Origin of the sequence: Bordetella sputigena (assembly GCF_965137885.1) — a bacterium.
GTDB classification, from domain to species: domain Bacteria; phylum Pseudomonadota; class Gammaproteobacteria; order Burkholderiales; family Burkholderiaceae_B; genus Bordetella_C; species Bordetella_C sputigena.
On record NZ_CBCSCA010000002.1, the window covers coordinates 505,790 to 519,056 of the forward strand.

Here is a 13,267-nt window from a genome sequence, read left to right on the forward strand (position 1 = left end):
ATGTTCAGCTGGTTTAAGGAACTGACGCGCATGGAGCGCAAAGGGTTCTACGGTGCCTTTCTGGGGCACGCGGTGGACGTGTTCGACTTCATGATCTATTCCTTCCTCATTTCGACCTTGCTCTCGCAATGGAGCATGAGCAAGTCGGAAGCCGGCGCGATCGTCACCTATACGCTGGTGTCGTCCCTGGTGGGCGCGATCCTGGCCGGCATGCTGGCCGACCGCTATGGGCGCGTGCGCGTCCTGCGCTGGACCATCGTGGTATTCGCCGTGGCCTGTTTTCTGTGCGGACTGGCGCAAAGCCCCACGCAGCTGATGGTGTTCCGCATCATCCAGGGCCTGGGCTTCGGCGGCGAATCATCACTGTGCATGGTGCTGGTCACGGAGATGATCCGCAACCCCGCGCATCGCGGCAAATATTCGGGCTTCACCGCCAGCAGCTATTCCTTCGGCTGGGGCGCCGCCGCCCTCGCCTATGCGGCCATGTACGCGATCATGCCGCCTGAATACGCCTGGCGCGCCTGTTTTTTCCTGGGCATTTTCCCGGCGCTCGTGGTCGTCTACCTGCGGCGCAACCTGGTCGAACCGGAGATCTACGTCGCGGCGCGCGCGGCGGCCGAAAACACGCGGACCAAGCGCAATCCGCTGCGGGTGTTCCAAGCGCCGCTGCTTTCCAAGACCATCCTCTGCGGCCTGCTTTCCGGCGGCATGCTGGGCGGCTATTACGCGATCGCGACCTGGCTGCCCACCTACCTGAAGCTGGAACGCGGCCTGTCGATATTCGGCACCAGCTCCTACCTGGTGGTGATGATCCTGGGTTCTTTCCTCGGCTATGTCGCCGGCGCCTACGCCACGGACCGCCTGGGACGCCGCGCCACTTACGTCCTTTTCGCGGTGGGCGCCCTGGCCATGGCGCTGATCTACATGATGATTCCCATCTCCAACACCTCCATGCTCTTCCTGGGCTTCCCCATGGGCATCCTGATGCAGGGCATGTTCTCGGGCATCGGCGCCACGATTTCCGAATCCTATCCGAGCGACGTGCGCGCGACCGGCTACGGCGTCTCGTACAACGTCGGCCGCGTGATCGGCTCCTTTTTCCCCCTGACTGTCGGATGGCTCAGCGGCGGCACGCTGTCCCTGGGTAGCTCCATCGCCCTCGTTGCGGGTGTTGGCTATGCGCTGGTCATTATTTCCGCCCTGCTGCTGCCGGAAACGAATGGCCTGGACCTGTCCCGCATCCAAGAAGACGGCAACGGCCCGGATGGAGGCACCGAACCCGCGCCGGCGGTCCTGCCGCACCGGCCGGCCTAGCGGTGCACGGTCGCCTAAGGCGCGCCTCAAAAGCGGTAAAATCGCAGGTTTTCTCCATCCAGGCGACACCGCAATGGCAACCATCCTTCAGCACATCCCCGTCGGCCAGAAGGTCGGCATCGCGTTCTCAGGCGGCCTGGACACCAGCGCCGCGCTTCACTGGATGCGCGAAAAAGGCGCGGTGCCCTTCGCCTATACCGCCAATCTCGGCCAGCCCGACGAACCGGACTACGACGAAATCCCGCGCCGGGCCATGCAGTACGGCGCCGAGAAAGCCCGCCTGGTGGATTGCCGCAGCCAGTTGGTGGCCGAAGGCATCGCCGCCCTGCAAAGCGGCGCCTTCCATATTTCCACCGCCGGGATAACGTATTTCAATACGACCCCGATCGGCCGTGCCGTCACGGGCACCATGCTGGTCGCCGCCATGAAGGAAGACGACGTCAACATCTGGGGCGACGGCAGCACGTTCAAGGGCAACGACATCGAGCGTTTCTATCGCTACGGCCTGCTCACCAATCCCGAACTCAAAATCTACAAGCCCTGGCTGGACCAGGCCTTCATCGACGAGCTGGGCGGCCGCGCCGAAATGTCCGAGTACATGCGCCAGTCCGGTTTCGAATACCGCATGTCGGCCGAGAAGGCCTATTCCACCGATTCGAACATGCTGGGCGCCACGCACGAAGCGAAGGACCTGGAGCACCTGAACTCCGGCATCCGCATCGTCCAGCCCATCATGGGCGTAGCCTTCTGGCGCGACGACGTCGAGGTCAAGCGCGAAGAGGTCAGCGTGCGCTTCGTCGAAGGCCGCCCCGTGGCGCTGAACGGCGTGGAGTACAACGACCCGGTCGCCCTGATGCTGGAAGCCAACCGCATCGGCGGTCGCCATGGCCTGGGCATGAGCGACCAGATCGAAAACCGCATTATCGAAGCCAAGAGCCGCGGCATCTATGAAGCTCCCGGAATGGCGCTGCTGTTCATCGCCTACGAGCGCCTGGTCACCGGCATCCATAACGAGGACACCATCGAGCAGTATCGCGAAAACGGCCGCAAGCTGGGCCGCCTGCTGTACCAGGGCCGCTGGTTCGACCCGCAGGCCATCATGCTGCGCGAAACCGCGCAGCGCTGGGTGGCGCGCGCCATCACCGGCGAAGTCACGATCGAACTGCGCCGCGGCAACGACTATTCCATCGTCAATACGGAATCGGAAAACCTGACCTACAAGCCCGAGCGCCTGACCATGGAAAAAGGCGAGTCCGTATTCTCGCCGCAGGACCGCATCGGCCAGCTGACCATGCGCAACCTGGACATCGTCGATACGCGCGACAAGCTGTTCACCTACGTCAAGGCCGGCCTGCTGGCGCCGTCGGCGGGCGCCGCGCTGCCGCAGTTGAAAGAAGAAAAGAAGTAAGAAAAGACCCGCCCCCGAAGCGCTGCGCGCTTCCCCCTCAAGGGGGCGACACTAGCGGACCGGAGAAGGGCTGGCCGCCCGCCCGGATCCGCGGTGTCCCCGATCGTGGGGCGCCTGTATTCATGGCGGCTACAGCTCCACCTGCATACCCATCTCCACCACGCGGTTGGGCGGAATCTTGAAGAATTTCGTGCTACGGGTGGAATTGCGCGCCATGAAGGCAAATATCGCGCGGCGCCAGCCCCGCATGGCCGGCCGCTTGGCCGCCACCACCGTCTGCCGCGAAAGATAATAGGACGTGCGCATCGGCTCCAGATCGACTTCCGGATACGCCTCGGCCACTTCACGCAGCGCTTCGGGCACGTCGGGCTCTTCCTTGAAGCCGTAGGTCAGCACGGCCTGCCAGCTGGAAGCGCTCAGCTTGGTCAGCGAAAACCGCTCCTCCGGCGACACGTAGGGTACGTCCGCGCTGCGTATCGTCAGGAACACCACGTGGTCGTGCAACACCTTGTTGTGCTTCAGATTGTGCAGCAGCGCGGGCGGCACATTGCCCGGATTCATCGTCATGAAAATGGCGGTTCCATGCACGCGCGCCGGCGGGAACTGCTCCAGCTGTTCCATGAATTCACCCAAGGGCTGGCGATCGCGCTGCTGCTGCTGGCTAAGCAGATAGCGGCCGCGCCGCCAGGTCAGCATCAGCGTGAACACCACGATCCCCACCAGCAGCGGCAGCCAGCCGCCTTCATGCACTTTCAGCGCATTGGCCGAAAACAGCAATAGATCGAACACCAGCAGGAAACTCAGTATGGCCCACCACATAGCGCGGCGCGGCCCGCTGACCGCGGCGCGCGACATCAGCGACAACAGCAGTACGGACGTCGTCAGCATGGTGCCCGTCACGGCGAAACCATAGGCCGCCGCCAGGTTGTCGGAGCTGCGGAACACCACCACCAGCACCAGCACCGCGACCAGCAGCAGCGCATTGACCTGGGGCAGATAGATCTGGCCTTTCTCGACCGCCGAGGTATGCAGGATTTCCATGCGCGGCCAGTAGCCCAGCTGCACGGCCTGCCGCGTCATCGAATACGCGCCGGAAATCACGGCCTGCGACGCGATGATGGTAGCCACCGTGGCCAGGCATACCAGCGGCACCACACCCCACTCCGGCGCCATCAGGAAAAAGGGATTGGCTATCGCCTTGGGATCGCGCAGCAACAGCGCGCCCTGGCCGAAATAGCACAGCGTCAGGGCAGGCGCGACCATCCAGAACCAGGCGCGGCGGATGGCGCCGCGACCGAAATGGCCCATATCGGCATAGAGCGCTTCCGCGCCGGTCAAGGCCAGCACCACCGAACCCAGCAGCACGAAGCTGGCACGCGGCGATTCGACCACGAAGTGCACGCCCCACATCGGATTCAGGGCCTGCAGGATGGCCGGTGTCTGGAAGATCTGCCACGCGCCCAACACCGCCAGGGTGGCAAACCACAATCCCATGATCGGGCCAAACAACTTGCCCATCATGCCGGTGCCATGCGACTGGACCATGAACAGGCCGATCAGCACGACCAGCGACAAGGGCACTATCCAGTGCTCGAAGCGGTGCGACACGATGCTGATGCCTTCCAGCGCCGACAGGACCGAAATGGCCGGCGTAATCATGCTATCGCCATAGAACAAGGCCGCGCCGAAGATGGCCAGCGCGATGAGCAGCATCCGCACGCGCCCCTGCCGGCCGCGGATGGCCAGCTCCAGCAAGGCCAGCGTGCCACCTTCGCCGCGGTTGTCGGCGCGCAATACCAGCGTGACGTACTTGAACGACACCACCAGCATCAGCATCCAGAACAGGATGGACAGAACACCCAGCACGTGGGCCGGCTGCAGATCCCCATATCCCACCAGGCACTGGCGCAGGGTGTACAGCGGGCTGGTGCCGATATCGCCATAGACGACGCCTAGCGCTCCTATCATCAAGGCGGCCTTGGAGGAAGGCGCGTGGTGCGACGCCGCCACGGGGGGCGCGCTTGCAGTTCCGGTCGTCATACGTGAATGTCGTGTCGGGTCAATTGAGCGCCCTTGCGAGGACCGGGGAATACCACGGTCAGGCGCGTGCCCGGAAACTCGGGGCGGCTGGAAAGCTTCCACCACGCGCCATGCGCGTGTGCGATTTCGCGAACGATGGCCAAGCCCAGGCCGGATCCACCCGCCGTCGCGGCGGGGGACCGGTAAAAAGCCTCGAATACCCGGTCCTGGTCTTCGGCCGGGATGCCCGGACCGTCGTCCATGACGGTCAGGCTGGGGGGATTGCTACCCACGGTCAGGGTGATCCGGCCACCCGGTGGCCCGTACCGCAGGGCATTGTCGATCAGATTACCAAGCAGCTCATCCAGCAACAGTGGATCGGCATCGACCCATACGGGCACATCGGGCGCGTTCAGGTCCAGCTCGAACTGCGCGGCGCGTACCCGGGGTATCCACTCCGCGCCGCTGGCACGGACCCATTCGCACAGATCGATGCGCACGAAGCTGTCCTGCGGCCGTGCATTGGGATCGGCGCGGGCCAGCACCAGCAGTTGCTGCCCCAGCCGGATCATGCGGTCGCTGACTGCCTTGATACGTTCCGCGCGCGCGCGCACGTCGTCCGGCAGCGGGCGGGCAAGCATCAATTCCGACTCCAGACGCAGACCGCTCAACGGCGTGCGCAGCTGGTGCGCCGCATGGCCGATGAAGCGCCGCTGGGCCGCCAGCGACGCATCCAGCCGTGCAAGCAGGTCGTTGGTATGCAACACCAGCGGCTCCATTTCGGCGGGTACGCCGGCCACCTCCAGCGGTTGCATGTCGTCGATGGAACGCTGCCGGATCTCTTCCGAAAGCAGGTTGACGGAGCGCAGCCCGGATCGCACGCCGTGGACGACTACCCAGGCAAACAGCGACATCAATATGATCTGACCGACCACCATCAGCAGGAAGAAGTCTTCCAGCTCCCACAGGGTCATGTCGATTTTGTGCGTCATGACCCAGGTCAGGGCCAGGTCCAGCAGGACCAGCAACAGGATGGCGGGCAGCAGCCGCACCACCAGGTAGCGCGCGAGCGAGCCCCGGGGAAGAAGCAGACCAGACTGGAACGAGCGCTGGATTTGCGGGCTGCTACGGATACGGTCGGACGGGATATCCACGGTCATGTTCGTAGGCAAACCCGGCCGGACGACAGTCCGGGTTCTTGGTCACCGCGCGGAAGCCGCCTTTCAGGCCGCTTCCACATCCAACAGATAGCCGAAGCCGCGCACGGTTTGAATACTGGCGCCCGTGCCTTCCAGGCGCTTGCGCAGGCGGTAAACGTAGACTTCCACCGCGTTTTCGCTGAAATCGGCGTCCCAGGCGGACAAGGAATTGACGATCTGCCGCTTGGTGACGACGCGACCGACGCGCGCCATCAGCATTTCCAGGACGGAAAGTTCACGCACGGAAAGCGACAGGCGTTCACCGTGGACACGGACTTCGCGCCCGACGGTATCGAAAACCAGCGGTCCGACTTCGATCAGCGGCTGGGCCTGCCCGCTGCGCCGCCGGAAGAAGGCGCGTACCCGGGCGGCCAATTCGGGCAGTTCGAAAGGCTTGGTGACATAGTCATCCGCCCCCGCATCCAGCCCGGCCACGCGGTCTTCCAGACCGTCGCGCGCCGTCAGTATGAGAACGGGCACCTGGTTGCCGTCCGCCCGCAGCTGGCGCAGGACGTCCAGGCCGCTCATGCCGGGAAGGTTGAGATCGAGCAGAAGCAGATCGTAAGGTTGACCCGCCAGGGCGCCCAACACCTTGTCGCCGTCGGTGAGCCAATCGACCGCATACCCCTGGTCGGCCAGAAACTCCTGCAGCGCATGGCCCAGGGTTGTGTCGTCTTCGATTACGAGTACTCGCATGGCGCGATTCTAGCGCGATCCGACCCGCAACGCGTCAAGGTTCCACGCCGGCGATGTGAAAAATTTCGCCTATCAACGGGCTGGCGCCGTCGCCGCGCCCTGCCCGGTAACCGGCGCCGCGCCCCGGGCGGGACCGCCCGTCGGCGTGGCCGGCGCCGGGGTAGTCACGAAACCGATACGGCCCAACCCGGAGCGACGCGCCGCGCCCATGACCTTCGCCAGGGTTTCGTAACGGGTATTCAGGTCGGCCCGAATGCGCAGTTCCGGTTGTGGTTGGCCGCCGGCGGCCGCGGCGAAGCGATCCGGCAGCTCGGCTTCCAGGACCGGCTTGTCGTCCCAGAACAACTGGCCGTTGGCGTCGATCGCCAGGTCGATGGTCTTGGGCTCTTCCTTGACCGGCTCCGCGCTGACCTGCGGCATATTGATCCGGATCGAGTGGGCCAGCAGCGGCGCCGTGATGATGAAAATCACCAGCAGCACCAGCATCACGTCGATGAGGGGCACCATGTTGATTTCCGACATCGCATGCCCGCCGGAACCCTTGTTGTCGAATCCGCCGAAAGCCATTTACTCGCTCCCGCGCACCGGGTGCGCGCCGGTGCGGCGCATCGCCCGCACTTTGCTGTCCGACATGGCGACCTGCTGGCCCGTGGTCAGGAATGCAAAAAGATCATGCGCGAAGGCGTCCAGGCGCGACAGGAAAACGCGATTCTTGCGCACGAAAGCGTTATAGGCCAGCACCGCCGGAATGGCCACGGCCAGGCCCAGGCCGGTCATGATCAGGGCTTCCCCCACCGGTCCGGCGATACGGTTGATGGTGACGCCATCGGCCATGCCGATGCCGACCAGCGCGTGATACACGCCCCACACCGTTCCGAACAGGCCGACGAAAGGGGCGGTGGAGCCCACCGACGCCAACACGGTCAGCCCGTTTTCCAGCTTGGCGGTTTCCTCGTCGATCACCTTGCGCATCGTGCGCGTGACGAATTCGCCATTGGATCCGGCTTCGGACAGCGTCACGGCGCCGTACTTGGCATGGTGAGCCTGGGCATGCATGGCGTGGGACGCCAGGTGCGAGAACGGGTCGCGCGCGCCATGCGTGGCGATTTCATGCTCGACCTGCTCCAGCGAACTGGAGCTCCAGAATTTGTTGAGAAAATCGCGCGATCGCTTGCGGATCATGGTGCTGTTGATCGCCTTGACGACGATCAGGTACCACGTGATGAGCGACATCAGCAGCAGGATGACGAACAGCGACTTGCCCACGACGTCGCTCTGCGCGACAAAGTGCATGATGCCCATATCGGGGGTGGGCAAGGGCGCGGACGCGCCCTGCATGGCGGCGGGCGCCTGCAGCGCCGTCCCGGCGGCCTGCCCTGCGCCAGGACCGGCCGGCGCGGCGGGCGTGGCCTGCGCCAGCACCATGGCGATGTGGTGTGCGATGGACATCTCAGTTCCTTATATTGAAATCGAACGGAATTCTTGCCTGGACCGTATAGGCGATGCCGTTGCGCGTGTAGGGCTTGAAGCGGACGCGGCGCACGGCATCCAGCGCGGCCTCATCCAATCGGGGAAAGCCGGAAGACGCCACCACGGTCGCTCTTTCGATCACCCCATGGGCATTGACGACCACCAGTACCGTCACCCGCCCCTCTTCCCGGCGCCGCTTCGACGCCATGGGATAGACCGCGGACGGACCCGGTCCGAGGTATTCGATGTTGGATACGGTTTCGGGCTGGTCGCGCGGCGGCCCCTGGCGCGGCGCCTGGGTGGCCGTGGCGCCATCGGGCGTGCCGGTGGGTGGAGAAGGCGGCGCGGGCGGCTGCTCCACGGGCTTGGGCGGCGGCGTTTCCTTCACCGGCTGCGGCTTGGGCTTGGGCTTGGGCTGCGGCTTGGGTTTCGGCTTGGGCTTGGGCGCGGGTTCGACCGGCTTCTCGATGACCGGCTCCGGTTCCGGTTCCGGCTCGACTTTTTCTGGCGGCGTGGGGTCCGGTTCGGGTTCGGGCTTGACTTGCGGTTCCGGCGGCGTGGGGGGTTGCACCTCCGGCTTGGGCGGCTCCGGGGTCTCGGGCGCCTTGGCCACCTGCGGAACGGGCGCTTCCACCACGCTGACCATGATGGGCTGGCTTTCCGGCGGTAGCGGCACCACTTCCTGCGTCGACAGCATGGCTCCCGCCACGACGGCATGCACGGCTACCACGACGATTCCCGCACCCAGCCTGACGCCCAGGGAAGAATTCGATGACGTGGACCAATTGCTTTTTTTGTTGCTAGGCATGAACCAGCCCAATGCCCTGTCTTGAGTTGAACCGCCACGCGAGACCCGATTGCGCAGCTCAGGATGAGTCCGATATGCTATCTCAAATAGGAATTATTCGCAAAATCATTCGTCTCCCGCCGCAACCGTGCGAAGGAAATCCACCAGCTCGCCGCGGTCGGGATGCGTGGCCAGGCCTATGGAAACCGCCAGCTCGCCACCCTCTTTCAAGGGGCGATAGCTTACGCCCGCCCGCTTCAGGGACATGAACGATCGCGGCAATAGCGCACACGCTTCGCCATTCGCGACGCCGGCGAGCAGCACATGATGGTCTTCCGGTTCGCGCAAGGCGCATGGCTCGAAACCATGCCGCTGAAAGACCGCATGGCAATGGTCGAAGAAAGCCGGCTGGCGGGCCCGCTCGAACATATACATGGTGGTGTCCCGCAGGTCACGCAGCGATATAACCCTGCGACGAGCCAGCGGACTTGCCGAGGACATCGCCACCACCATGGGTTGGTTGTCCAGGATGGTGACCGCCAGCCCTGCGGTCTCGGTCGGCAAAGCGATGAAGGCGGCGTCCAGGCGATGCGCGCGCAGTTGCCGCACCAGGCGCGGCGAAGTGTCGGATACGACCAGTACCGCATCGAAGCGTCCGCTGGATTCGATGCGGCCGGCGATGCCGCTGAACCAGGGCGGTTCCACCGCGCTGGTAAGGCCCAGGCGCAGCCGCGCAGGGAGTGCGGGAGCCGCCACGCTGGCCCGCGCCTGGGCCAGCAAGCGCATGATCCGCCGCGCGTGCGGAAGCAAGCGCTCTCCCGCGGGAGTCAGCCTGACCGCATGCGTGTCGCGGAAGAACAAGGGCGCGCCAAGGCGGTCTTCAAGCTGGCGTATGGCCCGGCTGAGCGGCGGTTGCGACATGTGCAGGCGCTCGGCCGCCTGGCGGAAGCTGAGTGTCTCCGCCACTGCCAGGAACAGCGCGATGCCGCGCGAATCGAGGGCTTCTGTCATACCAAAAAGGTATCACGAAAACGGTCATTCCCCGCCATCTGCGTCCCGCCTAGAGTCACGTCCAGGGCCGTCGCGCATCCCGCGCGTGGCGATGAAGCACCGAAACGGACAAGGAAGGACACCATGGCATCCCAGCGATACATCACAGGCTTGGAACAACTGCACGCGGTCGATGGCGAAGCCGGCATTGCCGTCGTAGAAAGCCTGAGGCAGGCGTTCCCCGATTTCGCCACTTACGTGGTCGAATTTCCATTCGGCGACATCTATGCCCGGCCCGGCGTAGGCCTGCGCGAACGCGAGCTGGCCGTAGTGGCGACGCTTTGCGCATTGGGCAATGCCGCGCCCCAATTGCGCGTGCACCTGCACGCCGCGCTACATGTGGGATGCACGCCAACCGAAATTGTGGAGATCGTCATGCAGACGGCCGTGTATGCCGGCTTTCCAGCGGCGCTGAACGGCTTGGCGGAAGTAAAACAGGTCTTCGGCGAGCTGGGTATCCGGCTACCATTGCAGGAACCGGCTTGAGGCCCTGGACCGGGCTACGCTGCTTTATCGCAGCGAAGGAAGTCTTGTGACGGGCGGTGGAAGTGGTGGGTGCTGAGGGGTTCGAACCCCCGACCTACGCCTTGTAAGGGCGCCGCTCTACCAGCTGAGCTAAGCACCCCAGATTTCGAGTGGGGCCACTCTTGATGCCGATGTCGATGCCGACCGGCAGTCCGCTATTGCCAACCGCGAAGTGCGAATTATAGCGACCGCCCGGCAAGGCCGCAAACGAGTGATCCGCAAACAACGCACACGGCCGATGCCGATTATGCGTTCAATGATCTCTTTGCCGCCGGGCGATCATGACCGAACGATCGATCAGTTCACTGCGTCCTTCAGGGCCTTGCCGGCGCGGAACTTCGGCACCTTGGCCTTTTTGATTTTGATGCTCTCGCCGGTGCGGGGATTGCGACCGGTGCGTGCTGCACGGGAAGACACGGCGAACGTGCCGAAACCAACCAACGTTACGGTGCCACCCTTCTTCAACGTCGACTTCACGGCACCGATCAAGGCGTCGAGCGAACGGCCGGCGGCCGCTTTCGAAATATCGGCCTTGCTGGCGATGTGGTCGATGAGCTCAGTTTTGTTCATGCAGGATTACCCCTCACAGGTATGGTGCCCCGGCGACCGCGCGGCGGTCGGCAAGACTTTCGAACGACTTCTTCTTGAACGGTTTGCACGACAAACCGCGACGCTTAAATTGCTACGCCGCCCATGATGCTGCCCGCGTGAACGCGGGCAAACCAGGAGCGACGTAGAGGCGTATTAGGCCCTGGCGACACAAGGCTGTCAAGAAAAAATCCGCCGAAAACCCGCGCCGTTACTGGCTTTGCGAGACGGCGCGGAAGGCTACACGTCGACCCAGCGGCGCAGCAGATTGTGATAGACGCCAGTCAATTGGATCAGCGAGGGATGCTCCTTGACGTCCTGAGTCAGCCTCTGAATGGCGACGTCGAGTTCCAGCAGCAGCGAGCGCTGCGCGTCCTCGCGCACCAGGCTTTGCAGCCAGAAGAACGAACTGATGCGCGCGCCCCGCGTCACCGCGTTGACGCGATGCAGGCTGGTGCCCGGATAAAGCACCATATGCCCTGCCGGCAGCTTGATGCTGCGCGGACCATACACATCGTCGACCACCAGCTCGCCGCCGTCATAACTGTCCGGCTCCGACAGGAACAGGGTCGCCGACAAATCGGTGCGCACGCGGTCCGAAGTGCCGGTAATAGGCCGCACGGCGTTGTCGACGTGATAGCCGAAATTCTCCCCGCCTTCGTAGCGGTTGAACAACGGGGGGAATATCTTGCGCGGCAGCGCGGCCGCCATGAACAGCGGGTTGCGCGCCAACCGCTGCAGGACCAGATTGCCCATCTCCTGCGCCAGGGGGTCGCTTTCGGGCAATTGGCGGTTCTGCTTGACCTGGGCCGATTGATGGCCCGCGGTCACCTTGCCGTCGACCCATTCGGCCGCTTCGAGCCGGCGCCGCATTTCCGCGGCCTCGGCACTGGTGAAAACTTCGGAGATTTGAATCAGCATCGGAGCTCCCTGCTCAGGTGTTCATACAGGCACGTAGCGCCTGATCGAAATCACCCAGCAGGTCTTCTTCGTCCTCAATGCCTACGGACACGCGTAGGAAGCTGTCGGCAATGCCCATCTGCGCACGCCGTTCCGCACCCATTTCGTAATAGATGGTGTGAGCGGCGGGCAGGGCCAGGGTCCGGGTATCGCCCAGATGCGTCGCCAGAATCACGACCTGCAGGCGATTGAGGAACTCGAAGCAATCGATGCCATCCACCAGCTCCACGCCCATCAGGGCGCCGAAGCAGCCGTCGAACAGCTCCGCCGCGCGCGCATGCTGCGGATGCGACGGCAAACCTGGGTAGAACACCTTTGCCACGCCGGGATGGCCTTCCAGCAGGCGCGCCAGCGCCAGCGCGTTGTCGCAGTGTTTGCGCATGCGCAGCGCCAGCGTTTCGGAACCCACGGCGATGCGGTGCGCCGCGTCGGCCGACAAAGTGCCGCCCATATCGCGCAGCCCTTTCTTTTTGATTTGCAGCAGGCCCCAGCCGGTCGGCGCGCCCTTGCGATAGGAATCAAAAATATTCGGATAGCCCGACCAATCGAACAATCCCGTATCGGTGATCGTGCCGCCCAGCGCATTGCCATGGCCGCCGATGTACTTGGACAGCGAGTTCATGACCAGCGACGCCTGCACGTCGATGCCCCGCAACATCCACGGCGAGGTCAATGTGTTGTCGACCAGATAGACCAGCCCGCGATCCCGGCACAGGGCGCCGATGGCCGCCAGGTCGGCAACCTGCGTACCGGGATTGGCGATGGTTTCGACGAACACCATCCGCGTGTTGGGCCGCAACGCGGCCTGGACCTGCGCGGCGTCGGTAGCGTCGACGAAGGTGATCTCCACGCCCAGCTCGACCAAGGTGCCGAACAGACTATTGGTATTGCCGAAGATGAACTGGCTGGACACCAGGTGGTCACCCGCGCGCAGCAGCGTCGTGAACACGGCCGCCAGCGCTGCCATGCCGGTGGCGAAGCTGACGGTCGCCACGCCTTTTTCCATCCTGGTGACACGCGCCTCCAGCGCGGCCGTGGTGGGCGTGCCCTGCCGCGCGTAGGTATAGCCGGCCTTGCCCTGGAACACCGCCGCCAGCTCCCGCGCGTCGGCATAGCCGTACTCGGAAGAGACATGGATGGGCTTGTGAACGGCTCCGTGCTCGACGTCATCGCGCCGATCGGAGTGGAGAATGGTGGTAGTGAAGCCGGATTTATCCATGATCGCACGGGCGGATACGGGGAAGACCGGGG

General features: G+C 64.2%; 13 protein-coding genes and 1 tRNA gene. 3 read left to right on the forward strand and 11 right to left on the reverse strand.

Going from position 1 to position 13,267, the window contains the following annotated elements:
- Together ACNA0R_RS05440 and argG are read left to right on the forward strand one after the other, a co-directional pair.
- The gene (locus tag ACNA0R_RS05440; RefSeq protein ID WP_415824916.1) at positions 1-1,314 is read left to right on the forward strand and encodes an MFS transporter; all 1,314 of its coding nucleotides are present in this window, start codon (positions 1-3) and stop codon (positions 1,312-1,314) included.
- A 73-nt stretch (positions 1,315-1,387) separates the two neighbouring features.
- Positions 1,388-2,722 (forward strand): argininosuccinate synthase, encoded by a 1,335-nt coding sequence (gene argG, locus ACNA0R_RS05445; RefSeq protein WP_415824917.1) that lies wholly within the window; start codon positions 1,388-1,390, stop codon positions 2,720-2,722.
- A 129-nt stretch (positions 2,723-2,851) separates the two neighbouring features.
- Here the strand turns inward: argG and ACNA0R_RS05450 are convergent, their stop codons facing one another.
- From ACNA0R_RS05450 to ACNA0R_RS05480, 7 genes are all read right to left on the reverse strand, one after another.
- Positions 2,852-4,762 (reverse strand): potassium transporter Kup, encoded by a 1,911-nt coding sequence (locus ACNA0R_RS05450; RefSeq protein WP_415824918.1) that lies wholly within the window; start codon positions 4,760-4,762, stop codon positions 2,852-2,854.
- The gene (locus ACNA0R_RS05455; protein ID WP_415825032.1) at positions 4,759-5,784 is read right to left on the reverse strand and encodes a sensor histidine kinase; all 1,026 of its coding nucleotides are present in this window, start codon (positions 5,782-5,784) and stop codon (positions 4,759-4,761) included. Before ACNA0R_RS05455 ends, ACNA0R_RS05450 begins: the two co-directional genes overlap by 4 nt.
- A 180-nt stretch (positions 5,785-5,964) precedes the next feature.
- The gene (locus tag ACNA0R_RS05460; RefSeq protein ID WP_066637933.1) at positions 5,965-6,636 is read right to left on the reverse strand and encodes a response regulator transcription factor; all 672 of its coding nucleotides are present in this window, start codon (positions 6,634-6,636) and stop codon (positions 5,965-5,967) included.
- 72 nt (positions 6,637-6,708) lie between these two features.
- Positions 6,709-7,203: an ExbD/TolR family protein gene (locus ACNA0R_RS05465; RefSeq protein WP_415824919.1), complete on the reverse strand. Its 495-nt coding sequence runs from the start codon at positions 7,201-7,203 to the stop codon at positions 6,709-6,711.
- A complete protein-coding gene (locus tag ACNA0R_RS05470; protein ID WP_415824920.1) occupies positions 7,204-8,085 on the reverse strand; it encodes a MotA/TolQ/ExbB proton channel family protein in 882 nt (293 codons plus the stop codon). It abuts the gene before it with no gap.
- 1 nt (position 8,086) lies between these two features.
- Complete coding sequence (locus tag ACNA0R_RS05475) at positions 8,087-8,914, reverse strand: energy transducer TonB (RefSeq protein ID WP_415824921.1); 828 nt, start codon at positions 8,912-8,914, stop codon at positions 8,087-8,089.
- A gap of 105 nt (positions 8,915-9,019) precedes the next feature.
- Entirely contained in the window at positions 9,020-9,904 is an 885-nt protein-coding gene (locus ACNA0R_RS05480; protein WP_415824922.1) for a LysR family transcriptional regulator, read from the reverse strand.
- Between the two features lie 123 nt (positions 9,905-10,027).
- Between ACNA0R_RS05480 and ACNA0R_RS05485 the strand changes: the two genes are divergently transcribed.
- Complete coding sequence (locus ACNA0R_RS05485) at positions 10,028-10,429, forward strand: carboxymuconolactone decarboxylase family protein (RefSeq protein WP_415824923.1); 402 nt, start codon at positions 10,028-10,030, stop codon at positions 10,427-10,429.
- Positions 10,430-10,492: 63 nt separating this feature from the next.
- Here ACNA0R_RS05485 and ACNA0R_RS05490 read toward each other — a convergent pair.
- The 4 genes from ACNA0R_RS05490 to ACNA0R_RS05505 all read right to left on the reverse strand — a co-directional run bounded on the left by ACNA0R_RS05490 (position 10,493) and on the right by ACNA0R_RS05505 (position 13,235).
- Positions 10,493-10,568: transfer RNA gene (locus tag ACNA0R_RS05490), tRNA-Val, on the reverse strand.
- A 197-nt stretch (positions 10,569-10,765) separates the two neighbouring features.
- Complete coding sequence (locus tag ACNA0R_RS05495; RefSeq protein WP_066637942.1) at positions 10,766-11,038, reverse strand: HU family DNA-binding protein; 273 nt, start codon at positions 11,036-11,038, stop codon at positions 10,766-10,768.
- A 258-nt stretch (positions 11,039-11,296) separates the two neighbouring features.
- Positions 11,297-11,977 carry a Fe2+-dependent dioxygenase gene (locus ACNA0R_RS05500; protein ID WP_415824924.1) on the reverse strand — a complete coding sequence of 227 codons (681 nt, stop codon included), beginning with the start codon at positions 11,975-11,977 and terminating at the stop codon, positions 11,297-11,299.
- 13 nt (positions 11,978-11,990) lie between these two features.
- Positions 11,991-13,235, reverse strand: a complete 1,245-nt coding sequence (locus ACNA0R_RS05505) for a cystathionine gamma-synthase family protein (RefSeq protein WP_415824925.1) — start codon at positions 13,233-13,235, stop codon at positions 11,991-11,993.
- Positions 13,236-13,267: the final 32 nt, after the last annotated feature.

Excerpts from the sequence above, each read along its gene's own strand:
- ACNA0R_RS05440 (WP_415824916.1), top strand. The coding sequence starts at position 1 with ATGTTCAGCTGGTTTAAGGAACTGACGCGCATGGAGCGCAAAGGGTTC.
- argG (WP_415824917.1), top strand. The coding sequence starts at position 1,388 with ATGGCAACCATCCTTCAGCACATCCCCGTCGGCCAGAAGGTCGGCATC.
- ACNA0R_RS05450 (WP_415824918.1), bottom strand. The coding sequence starts at position 4,762 with ATGACGACCGGAACTGCAAGCGCGCCCCCCGTGGCGGCGTCGCACCAC.
- ACNA0R_RS05460 (WP_066637933.1), bottom strand. The coding sequence starts at position 6,636 with ATGCGAGTACTCGTAATCGAAGACGACACAACCCTGGGCCATGCGCTG.
- ACNA0R_RS05465 (WP_415824919.1), bottom strand. The coding sequence starts at position 7,203 with ATGGCTTTCGGCGGATTCGACAACAAGGGTTCCGGCGGGCATGCGATG.
- ACNA0R_RS05470 (WP_415824920.1), bottom strand. The coding sequence starts at position 8,085 with ATGTCCATCGCACACCACATCGCCATGGTGCTGGCGCAGGCCACGCCC.
- ACNA0R_RS05475 (WP_415824921.1), bottom strand. The coding sequence starts at position 8,914 with ATGCCTAGCAACAAAAAAAGCAATTGGTCCACGTCATCGAATTCTTCC.
- ACNA0R_RS05480 (WP_415824922.1), bottom strand. The coding sequence starts at position 9,904 with ATGACAGAAGCCCTCGATTCGCGCGGCATCGCGCTGTTCCTGGCAGTG.
- ACNA0R_RS05485 (WP_415824923.1), top strand. The coding sequence starts at position 10,028 with ATGGCATCCCAGCGATACATCACAGGCTTGGAACAACTGCACGCGGTC.
- ACNA0R_RS05495 (WP_066637942.1), bottom strand. The coding sequence starts at position 11,038 with ATGAACAAAACTGAGCTCATCGACCACATCGCCAGCAAGGCCGATATT.
- ACNA0R_RS05500 (WP_415824924.1), bottom strand. The coding sequence starts at position 11,977 with ATGCTGATTCAAATCTCCGAAGTTTTCACCAGTGCCGAGGCCGCGGAA.
- ACNA0R_RS05505 (WP_415824925.1), bottom strand. The coding sequence starts at position 13,235 with ATGGATAAATCCGGCTTCACTACCACCATTCTCCACTCCGATCGGCGC.